At 43.0% G+C, this 18,708-nt stretch carries 15 protein-coding genes; 11 read left to right on the top strand and 4 right to left on the bottom strand.

All coding sequences use genetic code 11. The features are described 5' to 3' along the window. Positions 1-151 precede the first annotated feature (151 nt). Positions 152-1,636 carry a threonine synthase gene (gene thrC / locus DS742_RS10335; RefSeq protein ID WP_117416925.1) on the top strand — a complete coding sequence of 495 codons (1,485 nt, stop codon included), beginning with the start codon at positions 152-154 and terminating at the stop codon, positions 1,634-1,636. On the opposite strand, the gene DS742_RS10330 is transcribed toward thrC, so the two are convergent. Next, entirely contained in the window at positions 1,633-3,039 is a 1,407-nt protein-coding gene (locus tag DS742_RS10330) for an MATE family efflux transporter (protein WP_242996445.1), read from the bottom strand. The genes thrC and DS742_RS10330 overlap by 4 nt on opposite strands. 177 nt (positions 3,040-3,216) lie before the next feature. Here DS742_RS10330 and fba point away from each other — a divergent pair, with 177 nt between their 5' ends. From fba to DS742_RS10315, 3 genes are all read left to right on the top strand, one after another. Next, positions 3,217-4,080, top strand: a complete 864-nt coding sequence (gene fba / locus DS742_RS10325) for a class II fructose-1,6-bisphosphate aldolase (RefSeq protein WP_117416924.1) — start codon at positions 3,217-3,219, stop codon at positions 4,078-4,080. A gap of 205 nt (positions 4,081-4,285) precedes the next feature. Beyond that, a complete protein-coding gene (locus DS742_RS10320) occupies positions 4,286-6,403 on the top strand; it encodes a glutamine synthetase III family protein (RefSeq protein WP_117416923.1) in 2,118 nt (705 codons plus the stop codon). A gap of 137 nt (positions 6,404-6,540) precedes the next feature. Continuing rightward, the gene (locus DS742_RS10315; protein ID WP_117416922.1) at positions 6,541-7,569 is read left to right on the top strand and encodes a M42 family metallopeptidase; all 1,029 of its coding nucleotides are present in this window, start codon (positions 6,541-6,543) and stop codon (positions 7,567-7,569) included. Between the two features lie 560 nt (positions 7,570-8,129). Here DS742_RS10315 and DS742_RS10305 read toward each other — a convergent pair. Next, positions 8,130-8,552 (bottom strand): Hsp20/alpha crystallin family protein, encoded by a 423-nt coding sequence (locus tag DS742_RS10305; RefSeq protein WP_117416921.1) that lies wholly within the window; start codon positions 8,550-8,552, stop codon positions 8,130-8,132. Between the two features lie 222 nt (positions 8,553-8,774). Between DS742_RS10305 and DS742_RS10300 the strand changes: the two genes are divergently transcribed. From DS742_RS10300 to DS742_RS10280, 5 genes are read left to right on the top strand one after another with little or no spacing between them, the layout of a single operon-like run. Then, the gene (locus DS742_RS10300; RefSeq protein WP_375340407.1) at positions 8,775-9,560 is read left to right on the top strand and encodes a glycosyltransferase family 2 protein; all 786 of its coding nucleotides are present in this window, start codon (positions 8,775-8,777) and stop codon (positions 9,558-9,560) included. Positions 9,561-9,582: 22 nt separating this feature from the next. Continuing rightward, positions 9,583-10,359 (top strand): glucose-1-phosphate cytidylyltransferase, encoded by a 777-nt coding sequence (gene rfbF, locus DS742_RS10295; RefSeq protein ID WP_117416920.1) that lies wholly within the window; start codon positions 9,583-9,585, stop codon positions 10,357-10,359. A 1-nt stretch (position 10,360) separates the two neighbouring features. Then, positions 10,361-11,440, top strand: coding sequence for a CDP-glucose 4,6-dehydratase (gene rfbG, locus DS742_RS10290; protein ID WP_117416919.1), 1,080 nt, complete (start codon positions 10,361-10,363; stop codon positions 11,438-11,440). Between the two features lie 21 nt (positions 11,441-11,461). Then, positions 11,462-12,808, top strand: coding sequence for a lipopolysaccharide biosynthesis protein RfbH (gene rfbH, locus DS742_RS10285; RefSeq protein WP_117416918.1), 1,347 nt, complete (start codon positions 11,462-11,464; stop codon positions 12,806-12,808). Positions 12,809-12,844: 36 nt separating this feature from the next. Then, on the top strand, positions 12,845-13,684 hold the full coding sequence (locus DS742_RS10280) for a LicD family protein (RefSeq protein ID WP_117416917.1): 840 nt from the start codon (positions 12,845-12,847) through the stop codon (positions 13,682-13,684). A 38-nt stretch (positions 13,685-13,722) separates the two neighbouring features. Here DS742_RS10280 and DS742_RS10275 read toward each other — a convergent pair whose 3' ends face one another. After that, on the bottom strand, positions 13,723-15,246 hold the full coding sequence (locus tag DS742_RS10275) for a BCCT family transporter (RefSeq protein WP_117416916.1): 1,524 nt from the start codon (positions 15,244-15,246) through the stop codon (positions 13,723-13,725). A gap of 289 nt (positions 15,247-15,535) precedes the next feature. Between DS742_RS10275 and DS742_RS10270 the strand changes: the two genes are divergently transcribed. Continuing rightward, positions 15,536-16,138: a hypothetical protein gene (locus tag DS742_RS10270; RefSeq protein ID WP_117416915.1), complete on the top strand. Its 603-nt coding sequence runs from the start codon at positions 15,536-15,538 to the stop codon at positions 16,136-16,138. A gap of 75 nt (positions 16,139-16,213) precedes the next feature. Here DS742_RS10270 and DS742_RS10265 read toward each other — a convergent pair whose 3' ends face one another. Continuing rightward, positions 16,214-17,197, bottom strand: a complete 984-nt coding sequence (locus DS742_RS10265) for a zinc dependent phospholipase C family protein (RefSeq protein ID WP_117416914.1) — start codon at positions 17,195-17,197, stop codon at positions 16,214-16,216. A gap of 147 nt (positions 17,198-17,344) precedes the next feature. On the opposite strand from DS742_RS10265, the gene DS742_RS10260 reads away from it, so the two are divergent. Next, entirely contained in the window at positions 17,345-18,694 is a 1,350-nt protein-coding gene (locus DS742_RS10260; RefSeq protein ID WP_117416913.1) for an alanine/glycine:cation symporter family protein, read from the top strand. The last annotated feature ends 14 nt before the right edge of the window (positions 18,695-18,708 follow it).

The raw sequence follows: 18,708 nt of genomic DNA, 5'->3' as shown, positions 1-18,708 counted from the left end.
AGGAAAATGTCCTCTATACAAAAACATATGTCCGTAATAAGAAAACTTTTTTGCCTGTTTTTCTTGCACAGGGGATTAAAGTGTGCTACAATGCTGGCAAGGTTTTTTTGATTCATACTTAATTAGAGAGAGCAGAAAGGAACGCGATACCATGGAATTATCCTATCAGAGTACCAGAGGCAAAGAGGCCAATGTGACGGCTTCCCAGGCAATTTTAAAAGGACTGGCAGCAGACGGCGGGTTGTTTATGCCATGCTTTATACCCAGGCTTGACAAGACCATGAAAGAACTTTCTACATTGACATATCAGGAAACTGCTTACGAAGTCATGAAGCTGTTTCTAAACGATTATACAGAGGAGGAATTAAAAGGCTGTATTAACAGTGCATATGACAGCAAGTTTGATACGGAAGAGATCGCTCCTCTGGCTAAGGCAGATGGTGCGTATTATCTGGAATTATATCACGGCAGTACCATTGCATTTAAAGATATGGCGCTTTCCATACTTCCCCACCTGATGACAGTTGCTGCAAAAAAGAATCAGGTAAAGAATAAGATTGTGATACTGACGGCTACATCCGGCGATACCGGCAAGGCAGCCATGGCTGGATTTGCCGATGTGGAAGGAACGGAGATTATTGTTTTTTATCCTAAGAACGGAGTAAGCCGTGTCCAGGAGCTTCAGATGGTAACACAAAAAGGTACGAATACCCATGTGGCAGCCATTCACGGCAATTTTGACGATGCCCAGACAGGCGTGAAAAAAATCTTCGGAGATAAGGAATTTGCAGCTCAATTGGAAAAGAAAGGTTATCAGTTATCATCTGCCAATTCCATTAACATCGGAAGACTGGTGCCTCAGGTGGTTTATTATGTGTATGCTTATGGGAAGCTGCTGTCAGGCGGAGAAATATCTGATGGAGAGCGGATCAATGTAGCTGTTCCGACTGGGAATTTTGGCAACATTCTGGCCGCTTATCTTGCCAAGCAGATGGGGGTTCCCATTGAAAAATTAATCTGTGCCTCCAATGAGAATAAAGTTCTTTACGATTTCTTTCAGTCAGGTACCTATGACAGAAACAGAGATTTTATTCTCACCAGTTCCCCTTCCATGGACATTCTGATTTCCAGCAACTTAGAACGCCTCATTTATTTAAGCACCGGCTGTGATGCAGAGGAAAATGCAGCACTTATGAAAGAGCTTAGTGAAACAGGCAGCTACACTGTTACACCAGCCATGAAAAAGTTCATGGAGGATTTTATTGGGGGATTTGCAGGAGAGGCAGAAAATCAGAGAACCATTAAAGATCTGTTTGACCGCACCGGATATCTGATTGATACTCATACGGGCGTTGCCTCTTCTGTATACCATCAGTATAAAGAGCAGTCAAAGGATGAGACGAAAACGGTTATCGCCTCTACAGCCAGTCCTTATAAGTTTTCCGGAAGTGTTTTGGAGGCTTTGGAAGGGGAGAAGTCTGCAGAGGACGAGTTTAAAATCATTGACCGTTTATCAAACGTATCCGGAATTTTTATTCCCCAGGCAGTTGAAGAAATCCGCACCGCACCAGTTCTTCATCAGACCGAGTGCGATGTGGATAATATGAAAGAAACCGTTATGGGATTTTTGGCTTAGTTTAAACTTCGCATTGCATAGCGGCGCCATTTCCCGCTTAGAACCCGGGTTGTGAAAAATATGGCGCGCACAAGCCAGTCGATTGTCATTGCAATCCAGATCCCCATCAGGCCGAGTCCGAAATAAAGACTTAACAAGTATGCCATTACGATCCGGCAGATCCACATGGAGCAGATGGATACAGTCATGGTAAAACGAACATCATTGGCCGCCCTGAGACCGTTGGTCAGGCAAAATGACAGAGGATGAATCAGCATGCAGCAGATGCTGTGATAAACCATAAGTTCGATCGCCAGCGCACTTGTCTCAGCGGAGAGCTGGAACAGACCGCAGATCACTTTTAAGAAGGGAAGAAGGGACAGATTCAGAACCAGCAGCCACAAGTAAGCTGTTTTTACAAGCCTGCCCATATAATGGCGGGCTTGTGAAAGTTCACCGGCTCCAATGCACTGGCCTACTACGGTTACCATTGCGATTCCGATTGCATTGGCTGGTATGATTTCAAGCCCGCAGATGGTGCTGGCGACTGCGTTTGCTGCGATGGCAACAGTTCCGAAGCCGGCAATCAGACTGGATAACAACAGCTTTCCCAGCTGGAAGATACTGTTTTCCAGTCCGTTTGGTACTCCAATGTAAAGGATCTGGCCAAGGATGCGTTTATCCGGTTTAAGCCGGTATTCTACAGAAAATTCCCCCTGTTTTTTTAACAGAATAAGAATTAATACAGCCGAGATGATACGGGAAATCAGGGTAGAAATTCCTGCACCAGCAACACCTAAGTGAAAAACATAGATAAGGAGGGCGTTTCCGGCTATGTTGAATAGATTAGAAAACAGGGAAATCTGCATGGAGACTTTGGAATTGCCCACTGCCCGGAACAGTGCTGCCGCACTGTTATAAAATGCCAGAAAGGGATAGGAAATTGAGGATATATAAAAATAGATTCTCGCATTTGCCATTACATCCTTGTCAATTGATCCATAGATAACCCGAAGAAGCGGCTTGTTGAAAATAAGCGTAAAAACCATTAAAAAAAGGGAGAGCCCTCCGATTGCCAGAAAAAGCTGCCCTGCAGCCCGGGCTACATTCTGTTCATCCTTTCTTCCAATATATTGGGCGGTAACAACGGAACCTCCGGCTGCCATGGCTCCAAATAAACCGATTAAGAGTACACTGATGGTATCTACGATCGAAATGCCTGATACAGCCGCTTCTCCGCAGGAGGCCACCATTATGGTATCTGCCATTCCCATAAACACAGCCAGAATCTGTTCAATCACCAGAGGAAAGATCAGTCGTTTCAGCTGTTGACCTGTAAACAGATCCGGGTGTTTCGGGTTAATTTCTGATGCTTGTTTTTGGTTTTGGCTGTTCAGACTGCCGAATCTTCTCTTATGTCTCATAAAACTCTCCTGTTATTTTTTTCTTTGTTTGCATTCATTATAGAACAAAGAGTTTCTGAAAGCAAAATGTAACTTTGTTATAAAAAAAACAATCTTCAAAAAATAATCTTTCCAAATAGGACAAAATGGTATATAATGAAAAAATGTAAGACAATAAAAAATATGGAGGTTTGTGATATGTTAGTTTCAGCAAAAGAGATGCTTGAAAAAGCAAGAGATGGAAAATACGCAGTTGGACAGTTCAACATCAACAACCTTGAGTGGACAAAGGCTGTTTTACTGACAGCCGAAGAACTGAAATCTCCGGTTATTCTGGGAGTTTCCGAAGGCGCTGGTAAATACATGACAGGCTATAAAACTGTAGCAGCTATGGTAAAAGCTATGATTGAAGAATTAAAGATTAGCGTACCGGTAGCACTTCATTTGGATCATGGTTCTTATGATGGCTGTTATAAGTGCATTGAAGCTGGTTTTTCTTCCATCATGTTTGATGGTTCCCATTACCCAATCGCAGAGAATGTGGAAAAGACAACAGAACTTGTAAAGGTTTGTAATGAAAAGGGACTTTCCATTGAAGCGGAAGTTGGTTCCATCGGCGGTGAGGAAGACGGCGTAGTTGGTATGGGTGAGTGTGCAGATCCTGATGAGTGCAAGCAGATCGCTGATTTAGGCGTAACCATGCTGGCAGCAGGAATTGGTAACATCCATGGCAAATATCCGGCAAACTGGGCAGGCTTAAGTTTTGAAACCCTGGCAGCCGTAAAAGATAAAGTCGGTGGTATGCCTCTGGTACTTCACGGCGGGACAGGTATTCCGGAAGATCAGATTAAAAAGGCTATCAGCCTTGGCGTAGCTAAGATCAATGTTAATACAGAGTGCCAGCTTACTTTTGCAGAAGCAACCCGTAAATACATTGAAGCAGGCAAGGATTTAGAGGGTAAGGGATTTGATCCCCGTAAGCTTCTTGCTCCGGGAACTGATGCCATCAAAGCAACAGTGAAAGAGAAGATGGAACTGTTCGGATCCGTTGGAAAAGCATAAAAACCTTCTAAAAAAATTTTTTTTTCAAAAAGTACTTGATTTTTTTAGGAAAATGGTTTATTTTAATTAAGAACAATGGCGTTCTCCTTATGACGGGAGGGCGCCTTTTCTGATTTATGCGCATATTCAGATAATGAGGAGACTAAAAAAAACGATTAGACTTAATTTTATTAAGTGGAAATTAATATGAGAGGATGGAAAATTTATGAGCGAAGTTGTGAATGTAGCCGAGCTGTTCGGTAAGAATGTATTTAACGAGACCGTTATGAGAGAGCGTCTGCCAAAAAGTGTTTTCAAGAAGTTAAAGAAAACCATTGAAGACGGTGCAGAACTGGATCCTTCCATTGCAGATGTAGTAGCTCATGCAATGAAGGATTGGGCAATTGAGAGAGGCGCAACTCACTATACACACTGGTTCCAGCCGCTGACAGGCATTACTGCCGAGAAGCATGACTCCTTCATCTCCTCTCCCACATCAGAAGGTAAGGTAATCATGGAGTTTTCCGGTAAAGAGCTGGTAAAAGGCGAACCTGATGCCTCTTCCTTTCCTTCCGGTGGTTTAAGAGCAACGTTTGAAGCAAGAGGATATACTGCATGGGATTGTACCTCCCCTGCATTCTTAAGAGAAGATGCCATCGGTGTAACTCTTTGCATTCCCACTGCTTTCTGCTCTTATACAGGAGAAGCGCTTGATAAAAAGACTCCTCTCTTAAGATCAATGGAAGCGGTTGATGAGCAGGCTTTAAGAATCTTAAGACTGTTTGGCAATACCACTTCAAAACGTGTGACACCTTCCGTTGGACCGGAGCAGGAATATTTCCTGGTTGACCATGAAAAGTATTTACAGAGAAAAGACTTAATTTACGCCGGAAGAACGTTATTCGGTGCAATGCCTCCAAAAGGACAGGAAATGGAAGACCACTACTTTGGTTCCATTCGTGAAAGAATTGCAGCGTATATGAAGGAAGTAAATGAAGAACTCTGGAAGCTTGGCGTACCGGCAAAGACTCAGCATAATGAGGTTGCACCGGCTCAGCATGAGCTGGCACCAATTTATGAGCAGGCCAACGTAGCAGTTGATCATAATCAGCTTGTTATGGAAACCTTAAAAAAGGTTGCAGGACGTCATGGATTAAACTGTCTGCTTCATGAGAAGCCATTTGCAGGCGTGAATGGTTCCGGTAAGCATAACAACTGGTCTTTAACCAGTGACGACGGTATTAATTTATTAAATCCAGGCGAAACACCTCATGAGAACATTCAGTTCTTACTGGTATTATCCTGTATCTTAAAGGCAGTTGATAAGCATGCCGATCTTCTCCGCCAGTCTGCAGCAGATGTTGGAAACGACCACAGACTTGGTGCAAACGAAGCACCTCCTGCAATCATCTCCGTATTCATCGGCGAACAGCTTGAGGATGTAGTAGATCAGCTTTGCAGCACTGGTGAGGCAACTCACTCCAAATCAGGCGGTACCTTAAAGACAGGCGTTAAGACTCTGCCAGACTTATTTAAAGATGCAACTGACAGAAACAGAACTTCACCATTTGCATTCACCGGCAATAAATTTGAATTCCGTATGGTAGGTTCTTCTGATTCCATCTCATCACCGAACGTTGTATTAAATACTATTACAGCTGAGGCATTTAAAGAAGCAGCGGATGTACTTGAGAAAGCAGAAGACTTTGATACGGCTGTACATGATATGATTAAAGAACAGCTGGCAGCACATAGGAGAGTAATCTTTAACGGCAATGGTTATTCTGATGCATGGGTAGAAGAGGCAGAGAGAAGAGGACTTCCAAACATCAAGGCAATGGTTGATGCAATTCCTGCACTTACGAAAGAAAAATCCATCAGCATGTTTGAATCATTCAAGGTATTTACAAAGGCTGAGTTAGAGTCCCGCGTTGAGATTGAATATGAGACCTATTCAAAAGCCATTAATATTGAAGCAAGAACCATGATTGATATGGCAGGAAAGCAGCTTATTCCGGCAGTTGTAAAATATGCAACCGTTCTTGCAGATTCGTTAGGCAAGGTAAAATCAGCATGTCCGGCTGCAGATACCAGTGTACAGGAAGAACTTCTGACTGAAGTAAGCGCATATCTTTCTGATATGAAGGTAGCACTTTCTGCTCTGATTGATATCACTGACAAATGTGCAGCAATCGGAGAGAACAAAGAGCAGGCAGCTGCTTATCACAGTGAGGTTGTACCTGCCATGGCAGCACTCCGTGAGCCGGCAGATAAACTGGAAATGATTGTGGATAAGGAGATTTGGCCTCTTCCAAGCTATGGCGATCTGATTTTTGAAGTATAAGAAAGAATGATTAAAGGCTGCAAAGCCAGATCCGGTTACCCCGGCTGGGCTTTGCAGCCTTTTTTCCATATTCTTAAGTAGATTTCCTTTTATAGATCTGCTAAAATAGAAAAAAACCAGAAAAGAAGGCAGATATTATGGAAACCATGACATATGTAACAAACATATTGGAAAAAATTGTGAATATTCCAAGTCCCAGCGGATATACCAGACAAGTGCAAAAAGCAGTAGAAGAGGAAGCTGCAGGGTTCGGATATACCACCTGTTATAATAAAAAGGGCGGTTTAATCATTGAAGTTCCGGGAGAAGAGAAGGAAGTTCTGGGCTTATCCGCTCATGTTGATACCTTAGGAGCCATGGTTCGCTCCATTACCTCAAAGGGAATGCTCATTATGGTTCCTGTAGGCGGATTTATGATGGAGTCCATAGAAGGCATGTACTGCAAAGTACATACCAGAACCGGAAAAACCTATACCGGGACCATACTCACCAAAGAGCCGTCGGTTCATACTTATGACGATGCCAGAACTTTGGAGAGAAAACCAAAGAATATGGAAGTACGTCTGGATGAGATGATTGACAGCGAAGAAGATGTAAGAAGGCTGGAAATCGCTCCCGGGGATTATATCAGCTTTGATCCCATGTATGTGCATACGGACAGCGGCTATATTAAATCCCGTCATTTAGATGACAAGGCTTCAGTGGCCGTTCTTTTAGGTGTTTTAAAGGATATCAGAGAATCAGGAATTAAACCAAAAAAGACTTTGAAGATTGTGATCAGCAACTATGAAGAGGTGGGCTTTGGTGCCAGCTGGATACCGGAAGATATTGAAGAATTTATCGCAGTGGATATGGGAGCACTTGGAGATGATTTATCGGGAGATGAACGAAAAGTATCCATCTGCGCTCTTGATTCAGCCGGCCCCTATGACTACGAAATGACCAGCCGCCTGATTGCCCTGGCAAAGGAAAAGAATATAGACTTCGCAGTGGATGTGTTCCCTCATTACGGCTCTGATGCAGGAGCAGCAATACGGGGAGGACATAACATCAGGGCAGCATTGATCGGGCAGGGAGTACATGCTTCCCATGGAACGGAGCGGACTCATGTAAAGGGAATGGAACAGACGTTAAAGCTCGTTGAGGCTTACATAGAGCTGATTTAATACTTACTTTGACAGTCCTGCCAGTGGAAGATATTAAATAATAAATACAAAATAAAAAAGTACGCATACCGGGCGCACTATATCTATATGATATCCCATCCGAAAGAAAAAGTCTATATATTTATAAAATTCTATTATATAATCTTCATTGCTGCAGCAAAAAAATGAAAGATTGATAGGAGAATAAATATGACAAAAACTAATGCCCCGTAAATTATCTCTGTAAAGTAATACAGACAATTCCCATATTTGATTTTACGATGTTTCTTGGAGAAATTGTTGCCGCATATGCAGATGAGGAATGTTTAGAAGAAGGAAGACCAAATGCGGCAAAAGTGAAACCCACCATTTTAATGGACAGCGGATATTTTGACATCAATAGTCGGGTTGGTTCCATATTTAAAGCCTGCAGTGGCAATAAATAAGCATAGAAATACAAAGTAGAATAAATTTATCATAGCAAAGCAGGGTATTCTGAGCCATATGATTCAGAATACCCTGCTTATTAAAATGCAGACACTTTTCAGTATTGTACTATCAGGGTGTAGTTTACCCCCTTTTTAGCCTTCTATGGAGATGTAATTGTTCTGTTCAATTTCAGTTTTCTTATTCTTAGGAACGGACAGCTTCAGAATACCATTTTCAAATCTGGCACGGATATCTTCTTCTTTAACGGCATTTCCTACATAGAAACTCCGGCTCATACTTCCGGAATAACGTTCCCGGCGGATATAGCGGCCCTCCTTGTCTTTTTCCTCTTTATTCTCCCCTTTTGAAGCTGTTATGGTTAAATAGCCGTCTGTGAGACGGGCTTTGATATCATCCTTTTGAAAACCAGGAAGATCGATATCCAGTTCATAGCCGTTATCAACTTCCTTCACATCGGTTTTCATAAATTCTTTCGTACCAAAAACAGAACGGTCGAAGGGAAAATCCATCCAGTTACTAAGCAGACTCTCTCCAAAAATACTAGGCATCATCATAAGTCATATCTCCTTTCCAATGATTTAAATATTTATTTGTTATATGTGTAATATAACACGCATTGTCAGCACTGTCAATAGGCGAGTGCTAATTTAATGAAAAATTTATTTTTTAAGATTATGCCGGGTAAATTCTTTCAAAATAATGAATATGGTAGTATGTTTTATTATTTTTATGATATAATCATAGCCAGACAAAAACAAACGTATTCTTTGAGGTATATAATGAAACCACATGCATTTGCAATCTGCGCGTACATGGATTCTCCTTATCTGGAATCCTGTATCCGGTCTATTAAGGCACAGAGTGTGGAATCCGATGTAATTATGTGTACTTCCACGCCCAGCTCCTATATAAGCGGGCTTGCCGACAAGTACGGGATTCCTCTTTTTATCAGGCACGAGAAAAGCAGTATCCGGGACGACTGGAATTTTGCCTATTATATGGCGGATGCCACATTTGTGACAATCGCCCATCAGGATGATCTATATCAGAAAGACTATGTAAAGATGCTTCTGGATTGTTATGGAAGTTACCCGGACATGACTTTATTTACCGGTGGTTATACCGTTGTAAAAAAGGACAGGCTTGCGGTTTTCGAACCGGTTGAATTTATCAAACGGTTTTTACGTCTGCCTCTGCGCCTGCGTTTTATCAGTCATTTATCCTGGGTGAAAAAAAGCGTCCTGCTTTTTGGAAATTCCATATGCTGTCCTGCATGTGCATATAATAAGGAACAATTGGGGGAACTACTCTTTACCTCCCCCTATCATTTTGCCCTGGACTGGGATACGCTTTATAAGCTGTCTAAGCTGCCCGGACGTTTTGTCTGCGTGGAGAAACCCATTCTTTATTACCGGGTTCATGAGGAGGCGGCGACGAAGGCAGCCATAGAGGACAACAGCCGTTTAAAAGAAGAGACGGAGATGTTTAAAAAGATGTGGCCGGAACCAGTTGTAAAGGTGCTGATGCATTTTTACCGGAAGGCTTACCACGAATATGAATAAAAGAATGACAGGAGGAAGAAGGATGAAGGTTGTATTATTAGCAGGGGGTCTTGGAACCAGAATCAGTGAGCAGAGCCATTTAAAACCGAAGCCAATGATTGAAATCGGTGAAAAGCCTATATTATGGCATATTATGAAATATTATTCCCAGTTTGGATTCCATGATTTTGTGATCTGCCTGGGATATAAGCAGTATGTAGTAAAGGAGTTTTTTGCAGATTATTTTCTTCACACCTCAGATGTGACGTTTGATCTGGCAAACAACAGCATGGAGGTACATAATAATTATTCGGAACCGTGGAAGGTAACCCTTGTGGACACAGGACTTAATACCATGACTGGCGGGAGAGTCAAGCGCATTCAGCCGTACATCGGTGAGGAACCTTTTATGCTTACCTATGGAGACGGAGTCTGTGATGTGGACTTAAATGCGCTTTTAAAGTTCCATGAAAGCCATGGTAAGACAGCAACCATGACAACGGTTAATATTGCCCAGTTAAAGGGAGTTTTAGACATTGATGAAGGCGATGTAGTGCGTTCATTCCGGGAAAAGGACGAGACAGATGCCAGCCTGATTAATGGCGGCTTCATGGTATTCAATCCGGAGATTTTCTCTTATCTGGAAGATGATTCCACAGTTCTGGAGCAGAAGCCATTACAGAGACTGGCTGCAGAAGGAGAATTGATGAGCTTCCATCACACCGGATTCTGGCAGTGCATGGATACCCAGAGGGAGATGAAAAAGCTGGAAGATTTATGGCAGTCCGGGAAGGCACCATGGAAGATATGGGAGAAATAATATGACGAATAAAACAAATGACTGCTGGAAGGAATTTTCTGAGTTTTATAAAGGAAAGAGAGTACTTCTTACCGGGCATACCGGTTTTAAAGGAGCATGGCTCAGCCGTATGCTGATAAAAGCAGGTGCTAAGGTGACGGGGTACTCTATGAAATCACCAACTGATCCTGCTCTGTTCGAGGTGGCAGATATATCCGGGCAGATGAATTCAGTAATTGGGGATATCAGGGATCTTGCCCATTTAAAAACTGTTTTTCAAATGGAAAAACCGGAAATTGTATTCCATTTAGCAGCACAGCCTATTGTAAGAGATTCCTATAAAGATCCGGTTTACACCTATGAGACCAATGTGATGGGCACGGTCAATATTTTAGAATGTGTTCGCCTCACTGAGACGGTCCGGTCTTTTCTTAATGTAACTACGGATAAGGTGTATGAGAATAAGGAGTGGGAATACGGATACCGGGAATGTGATCCCTTAGATGGCTATGATCCTTATTCCAACAGCAAGTCCTGTTCCGAGCTTGTGACCCATAGCTATGCTAAGTCCTTTTTTTCCGGAAGGAATACGGCAATCTCTACCTCAAGGGCAGGCAACGTCATAGGCGGAGGGGATTTTGCCAATGACAGAATTATTCCGGACTGTATCCGGTCTGCCATGAAAAAGCAGGAAATCGTATTGAGAAATCCCTATTCCACAAGACCTTACCAGCATGTATTGGAGCCGCTTGCTGTTTATATGACAATTGCCATGAAGCAGTATGAAGACCCCTCTTACCAGGGATACTATAATGTTGGCCCTGACGATAAGGATTGTGTCACAACCGGAGAGTTAGCCGATTTGTTCTGTGAAGCATGGGGCGAGGGGATTACATGGTCTGCACAACCGGATGAAGGTCCTCATGAGGCCAACTTTTTAAAGCTGGACTGCTCAAAAGTAAAGAAGGTCTTTGGCTGGGCGCCCAGATACGGGGTGAAGGAGGCCGTTCAAAAGACCGTGGAATGGACCAGAGATTATCTGGCCGGAGCAGATATGATAACGGTGATGGACCGTCAGATCGGCGAATTTTTTAACCAATAGAACAAGAGAGGAAATAATTTTATGATAGATAAAAAAACAGAAAAAGAAGCCAGGGAAGAAATTCTGGCACTTGTAAAGGAATATTGTGATACCTATCACAATCAGAAGAAACCGTTTGAGGACGGAGACAGAATACCCTATGCATCAAGAGTATATGACAGTAAGGAAATGGTGAATCTGGTAGACAGCTCCCTGGAATTCTGGCTTACTTCAGGACGCTATACCGATGAATTTGAGAAAAAATTTGCCAAATATTTAAATGTCAGGTTCTGTTCTCTGGTCAATTCCGGATCCTCAGCCAATTTACTGGCATTTATGGCGCTTACTTCTCCTCTTTTAAAAGAGCGTCAGATCAAAAGAGGCGATGAAGTGATTACGGTAGCAGCCGGATTTCCCACTACTGTAACACCTGTGATACAGTATGGAGCAGTTCCGGTATTTGTTGACGTGACAATTCCCCAGTATAACATTGATGTGACTATGCTGGAGGCAGCGCGTTCAGAGAAGACGAAAGCTGTGATGATCGCCCACACTCTTGGTAATCCATACGATTTATCTGCAGTAAAGGCGTTCTGCGATAAATATGGTTTATGGCTTGTAGAAGATAACTGTGATGCGCTGGGTACGGTTTATACCATAGACGGAGAAGATCGTTTCTCCGGAACCATTGGAGATATTGGAACCTCCAGTTTTTATCCGCCTCACCACATGACTATGGGAGAGGGAGGTGCCGTTTACACCAGCGATTCCCTGTTAAACCGGATTATCCGTTCCTTCCGTGACTGGGGACGGGACTGCGTCTGCCCTTCCGGGACGGACAATTTATGCGGCCACCGGTTTGACCGTCAGTATGGAGAACTTCCTCTTGGATATGACCATAAATATGTCTATTCCCATTTTGGCTATAACTTAAAGGCAACTGATATGCAGGCATCGATTGGCTGTGCGCAGATTGAAAAGTTCCCATCCTTTGTTGAGCGCAGACGCCATAACTTCAGCCGCCTTTATGAGGCGTTAAAGGATACAGCGGAAAAGCTCATTCTTCCGGAAGCCTGTCCGGGATCAAAACCAAGCTGGTTTGGTTTTCTGATCACCTGCAAAGAAGGAGTTGACAGAAATCAGCTGGTACAGTATGTGGAATCAAAAGGTGTTCAGACCAGAATGCTTTTTGCAGGAAATTTAACCAGACATCCATGCTTCAACCAGATGCGTGAATCAGGAAGCGGATACCGGGTTGTAGGTGAGCTAAAGAATACAGACCGGATTATGGAGGATACGTTCTGGATTGGAGTTTATCCCGGTATGACAGATGACATGATCGACTATATGGCAAAAACCATAAAGGAAGGCTTAAACCAGCAGGCTTAGGCTCCTGTTTCTTAATTCAGTCAGAATGGAGGAATTATGAAGGAGTATGATTTGACGAAGGTGCATCAGGCAAATCTGCGGATTTTAAAAGAGATTGACCGGATCTGCCGGAAGCACCGGATTCAATATTTACTGGATGCGGGGACACTTTTAGGCGCTGTGAGGCACAAAGGATTTATTCCATGGGATGATGACGCAGATGTGGCATTTACCCGTCCCAATTACCAGGCCTTTTTACGGGTGGTGAGGTCGGAACTTCCGGAAGATATGGAACTTCTCGAACCTGGGGATTTGCGGGGAGGGAAGGCATTTTATGATTTTACAGCAAGAATTATCTATAAAAAAAGCAGAACCCATGATGATACAGCTGAGATGAAATATTATGAAGGCAGATTAAATCATCTGTGGGTGGATTTGTTTACCATTGATGAGCTGCCTAAAAACCGGGTGGCATCTACCATAACTTTGCTGCTTCATACGGTAATATATGGCCTTTCCATGGGACACAGATATAAGGTTGATTTAAGTAAATACAGTCTGTTAAACAAGATATGTGTTGGAATTCTGGCATTGGCCGGCAAGCTGATTCCCATGAGTATCTTGAGAAAGCTTCAGTACTGGGCGGCTGTAAAAGACCGGAAGGGGAAAAGCGGTCTGCGCTACTACAGTAATTATCAGCCGGATTATTTGTATGTGACGCTGAAGAAAGAGTGGTGTGAGGAAACGGTAGATCTGGAGTTTGAAGATACCAGATTGATGGCACCAAAGGGCTGGCATGAAGTTCTTACGTGGATTTACGGAGATTATAAAAAGCTTCCGCCAAAGGAGAAACAGGTCCCTACTCACTCCAGTACGGAAATTCAGATTTTTGAATAGAAAAAAACAGCTGCTGCATATTTTGCAGCAGCCTTTTTTTACGGCTGATTTAAATATTCTTTCGCATCCCGAAAGAAGCTTAATATGATGAGAAGTATGATAATGCCAATTGGAAATGCGGCGATGATGGACACAGTCTGTAAGTTTGCCATTGAATTTTCTGAAAAAATCAGGGCAATGGGGAATAACATCAGTAGAATTGCCCAAAACAGTTTAACATGTTTATGGGGCTCTTCGTGATCAGGCAGTTCCTTATAGGAATAGGAAGCAGCAACCAGTGTCAGTGCATCAAAGGATGTGGCATAAAAAGCAATCATGGTAAGGGCTAATAGCACCAGACCCATTTTATAAAATGGAAGTGTTACTAAAACTGCCATAATGGTCTGATAAAGGTTCTGTGTTGCATGATAGATTCCCATAACATCAAGAATCCCCTTAGTCTGAAGAGCAAGGCTGTAATTGCCTAAAATAATAAAGGAAGTAAAGGTTCCTGACAACCCAAAGAAGTAACCGCCAAGAACGGTCTGTTTGATTGTCCGTCCCTTGCTGATGGTGCCAATGAAAAACGGAGTGGCTACGCACCATACCATCCAGTATGCCCAGTAAAAGATCGTCCAGTTCTGGGGAAAGGATGAGGAGCGCAGTGCATCAGTCCATGTGGACAGACCGATGAAGTTCTGTGTCAGGTTTCCAATTGCGGTGATTCCTGTTTCAATGGTATATCTCGTCTGGCCTCCGCCGATGAGAACGTAAAGGAGAAGTCCAAAGAATAAATAAGTACAGGAATCAGCAAGCTTTGAAACTCCCTTCATGCCAAAATAGACGGTAAACGTATATACTGCGCAGATAATGACCAGGATGGCTATGGTTAAAAATCTGGATTCAGGCAGTCCGGTTACCCTGCTGACAGCCATGGAAAGGAGTGGAGTTGCCAGGGAAAATGTGGTGGCAGTTCCTGCCAGCAAAGCGAAAACAGCGATTAAATCAATGAGTTTTCCGGCAGGTCCGTCTACCAGCTTACCAAGGATTGGACGGCAGGCTTCTGAATATTTCTGTTTCGTCCGTTTCTTGACATGAAGCATAAAACCAAAGGCAACAGCAAGAACCAGATAGAAACTCCAGGGGATGGGACCCCAGTGAAACAGAGGGTAGGTGGAAGCCCAGTCCTGTACAGAGCCTAATTCCGTTATGTGCGGTTCACCTGCATAGAGCAGCCATTCACAAAGAGAGTAAAATAAGATGTCAGCCGCCAGGCCTGCTGTAAACATCATGGCTCCCCATTTAAAATTAGAATATTGAGGTGTTTCGCAGTCTCCCAGTCTGATTGCTCCATATCGGGAAAAAGCCATGTAGAGGGAGCAGATAAATGTGAATAGTCCTATAATAAGGTAGTAGCTGCCCAGCTCATCTCCGAGAAAGGACCGTATGGAAGCCAGCACGGTTCCTGAGGCCTTGGGGTATGTAAGAAACAGAATGCATAATAACACGATCCCTGCAAACGGTACCAGGGTAGTCATAATATCCAGCTTTTTTATCAACGATATTTTCTCTTTGTGGTTCATGACGCGGCTCCTTTATAGTTCAAAAATAATATTTATAACTTATTATTGAACATGATACCACGTACTATAAAAAAATGCAAGGGTGAATAAAATAATTTTATATCTTTAAAAGCGGTGAACCATAAGGAGGGGGAGTTTTGGTGAATTATATGGAATCTAAGGAAAAACAAGCCACTAATACCAGAAAAAAGTCTGACGCATTTGTGAAGTTTTTCTGACTTTTTGCTGAAAGCACTACAAAAAAAGCATTGGATCGGATATAATGGTGATGTTCATTAAGGAGGATATTATGATGAGGAACAAAGTGCTAATGATATGTGCCGTATCAGCAATGCTGTTAACGGGCTGTACCCAGAGCCATATTCTCGCAGGCGGAGGTCCTGCAGAACCTGTCTTTGAAACACAGCAGGGAATCGTATTGGACTGGACTCAGATTGGAAATGATATGGATGAAGAGTTTGTGGATAATAAAGATTATCCCATGGCTCTCAGCGTTAATTACAGCGTGGATCAGGAAAAGAAAAGTATTGATTTGACATTAATTGTAAAAGCAGGTACAACTCCGGAAGAGGCAGTAACATTTGGGGATGCAGCAGTGCGCTATTTGAACGATGTAGCGGCAGATCAGGATTTTTCCTATGAGAGATCAAGTGAGACCTCTTATGGCGGCTTTTTTAAGAATTATGACCTGCATCTGATTGTAATGCCCGATTATACAATGAAAGAACAGCAGTACTGGCTGGTGGATATGGATATTCCAAAAGGTTCTGATGAAAAGATTGTACCGAAGGAAGGTGCTGTTGTGATGGAAACAACGGCAGCTGACGATACAGAAGAAGCAGACGAAACGGAAACGGAAACAGAAGCGGAGCAGACACAGGCTTCCAAATAAAAGCTGTTAAAAAAGCATGGACCAGAACGCGGCAGGCGTTTTACGATCCATGCTTTTTTTAACAGAATACAATAATCAGTCATTGTCCACAGCCAGACCGCTGTGATAGGAATAATTACCCAGCTCACGAAGCAGTTTGTTATGATCCAGACTGTTTAAAGGAACCGGGGAAGCCAGTTCCTCGTTTAACCGGAAAAATACATTTCCGCATTTGGACATGCACTGATGAAAAAGCTCCGGAAATGATGCCTTCGAAGCAAGTCTGCGGTCCCAGGGATTGCACCATGTATCATGGTTTAAATTAAACGTGATTACAGGATCAGAAGTCATATCGGTAACCAGTTTCCGTGAAGCAACGGGATTTTTAAGGAATAAGGATTCCACAAATTCGATGCTGTTTTTCTTACGGCTGTTTGGATCGGCAAGCGTCCGGCAGCCCAAGCGCATCGCCAGAATAGAACGGGATACCATACGGGGAGTGACCTGATAATTATTACGGTAGTTTAAGGGATAGTATGTTTCATTGATACAGGCAGACAGGAAACCGGAGATAAACTGCATCTCCTGACCATTTAAGCAGATGGTGGCAGCCTGATTAAACTGGGATGGCTTTTTCTGCTTATATATCATTAACAAGAGAGCATCAATATCATTCTCAAGCATGGCATGAAGCCCATGATAATAGTTTCCGGAATTTTTAATATCGTACTCAATCCTTCCATATACATAAGGGTGGCAGATAGAGTCTCCGATATAATGGCAAAAGTAACCGCTCATGTATGCAATGGCCTGCTCTCTCTGCTGTCTGGACTCAATGGCTGCGATGTGGTTTAAGCAGGTAACAAAAAAGCTGTTCACATGATTTTCATGCATATAGGAACCAACGTTACGGTAATCTCTGTGACGAAGTATGGGAATATTATAAAAAAACATATCCGGACCCTGAAGCCCCAGCTGATAAAGCCAGCGGTATTTGGATATTATTCGTTTTAAAGGAGAGTTTGGCATATTGTTATAAACCTTGACACCTAATAAGTAGTGGGTAGTAAAACCGGGCATATTGTCACCTCGTATTGTTGTATATAATTCGGCACATAATAAGATTATACCATAGTAAAGTGAAATTTGTATAAAAATGAATGGAAATTTTCATACAATCCTCCCAGAATGAATATGTGATAAAAAGGACATAAGGGAGCATAAGGAATGATTCATTACATACATGAACTGGTATGGGGACCCTGGCTTTTAATCCTGTTTCTGGGGATCGGAATCATCTATACGGTAAAAACAGGCTTTTTTCAAATCAGGAAACTGACCTTTTGGTGGAAGCAGACCATTGGGAGCATACAGGAAGACGAAGACGGGGACAAAGGAGATGTGACCAGATTTCAGACCGCCTGTACCGCTCTTGCAGCGACCATTGGTACTGGAAATATCGTGGGTGTGGCAACTGCGCTGACAGCAGGGGGACCCGGAGCCATCTTCTGGATGTGGGTGTCTGCTGCGATCGGCATGATGACAGGATATGCAGAGACCATGCTGGGTATCCGTTACCGCTACCGGGATCAGAACGGAGCATGGATCTGCGGACCTATGGTCTATCTGGAAAGAGGTTTGAAACTGCCGGTCCTTGGTATGATTTACAGCTTTCTCTGTATTATGGTATCACTTGGGATGGGAAGTATGGTCCAGTCCAACTCCATTGCGGATACTCTTAACTATTCCTTTCAGGTTCCAACTGCATTAGCCGGAATCCTTCTGACCGGTCTGGTTCTTTTCGTTGTTTTGGGCGGCATCAGCCGGATTGCTTTTGTATCCGAACGCTTGATTCCTCTGGCATCCGGAATTTATATGCTTTTTTCCATGGTTGTTATTATGTCCTGTTATGATAAAATTCCATATATTTTTCATGTTATTTTTCAGGATGCATTTCGGCCTGTATCCGTTTTTTCAGGAGCTGCTGGTTTCGGGATCAGTAAGAGTCTCCAATACGGTATATCCCGGGGAGTTTTCTCCAATGAAGCAGGTCTTGGAAGCATGGCGGTTTTACATGGGGCAGCAGAAAATACCACACCGGAAAAACAGGGAATGTGGGCAATGTTTGAAGTGTTCTTTGATACGATTATAATTTGTACCATGACTGCATTTGTAATACTGTGTATGTCTGAAGGAGATGCAGGCGGCTCCGGCTACGATGGAGCCGCCCTGACGGCATACAGCTTTTCCAGGCGCCTGGGCGGTCTGGGAGAATATGTGGTGTCAGGCTCCATGCTGGTATTTGCATTTGCTACCATTATTGCCTGGTATTATCTGGGAAAGCAGGCTGCCGGGTATCTGGCAGAAAGCCTGAAAAAACGGGGACGTTTTTATCTGATGCAGCGGGTTTTAAGAGGAAAGATATATACCTTTCTCTATTTGTGCGCTGTATTTGTGGGGTGCCTGGCGAAACTGGAAACGGTTTGGGAATTCTCTGATATCTGGAATGGTTTAATGGCAGTTCCCAATATTGTTGCGCTGATTTTTTTAATGAAAGAAGTGATAGTGCCGGAATAGAAATGGAAACAGAA

The organism is Lacrimispora amygdalina (assembly GCF_003432035.1).
Lineage (GTDB): Bacteria > Bacillota > Clostridia > Lachnospirales > Lachnospiraceae > Lacrimispora > Lacrimispora amygdalina.
Note: the sequence above shows the minus strand (reverse complement) of the source record. Positions and strands in the feature narration are given on the sequence as shown.

Coding starts and splice junctions, on each gene's coding strand:
- thrC (WP_117416925.1), top strand. CDS start 152: ATGGAATTATCCTATCAGAGTACCAGAGGCAAAGAGGCCAATGTGACG.
- DS742_RS10275 (WP_117416916.1), bottom strand. CDS start 15,246: ATGAACCACAAAGAGAAAATATCGTTGATAAAAAAGCTGGATATTATG.
- rfbH (WP_117416918.1), top strand. CDS start 11,462: ATGATAGATAAAAAAACAGAAAAAGAAGCCAGGGAAGAAATTCTGGCA.
- DS742_RS10260 (WP_117416913.1), top strand. CDS start 17,345: ATGATTCATTACATACATGAACTGGTATGGGGACCCTGGCTTTTAATC.
- DS742_RS10320 (WP_117416923.1), top strand. CDS start 4,286: ATGAGCGAAGTTGTGAATGTAGCCGAGCTGTTCGGTAAGAATGTATTT.
- DS742_RS10305 (WP_117416921.1), bottom strand. CDS start 8,552: ATGATGATGCCTAGTATTTTTGGAGAGAGTCTGCTTAGTAACTGGATG.
- rfbF (WP_117416920.1), top strand. CDS start 9,583: ATGAAGGTTGTATTATTAGCAGGGGGTCTTGGAACCAGAATCAGTGAG.
- rfbG (WP_117416919.1), top strand. CDS start 10,361: ATGACGAATAAAACAAATGACTGCTGGAAGGAATTTTCTGAGTTTTAT.
- DS742_RS10280 (WP_117416917.1), top strand. CDS start 12,845: ATGAAGGAGTATGATTTGACGAAGGTGCATCAGGCAAATCTGCGGATT.
- DS742_RS10315 (WP_117416922.1), top strand. CDS start 6,541: ATGGAAACCATGACATATGTAACAAACATATTGGAAAAAATTGTGAAT.
- DS742_RS10265 (WP_117416914.1), bottom strand. CDS start 17,197: ATGCCCGGTTTTACTACCCACTACTTATTAGGTGTCAAGGTTTATAAC.
- DS742_RS10330 (WP_242996445.1), bottom strand. CDS start 3,039: ATGAGACATAAGAGAAGATTCGGCAGTCTGAACAGCCAAAACCAAAAA.
- fba (WP_117416924.1), top strand. CDS start 3,217: ATGTTAGTTTCAGCAAAAGAGATGCTTGAAAAAGCAAGAGATGGAAAA.
- DS742_RS10270 (WP_117416915.1), top strand. CDS start 15,536: ATGATGAGGAACAAAGTGCTAATGATATGTGCCGTATCAGCAATGCTG.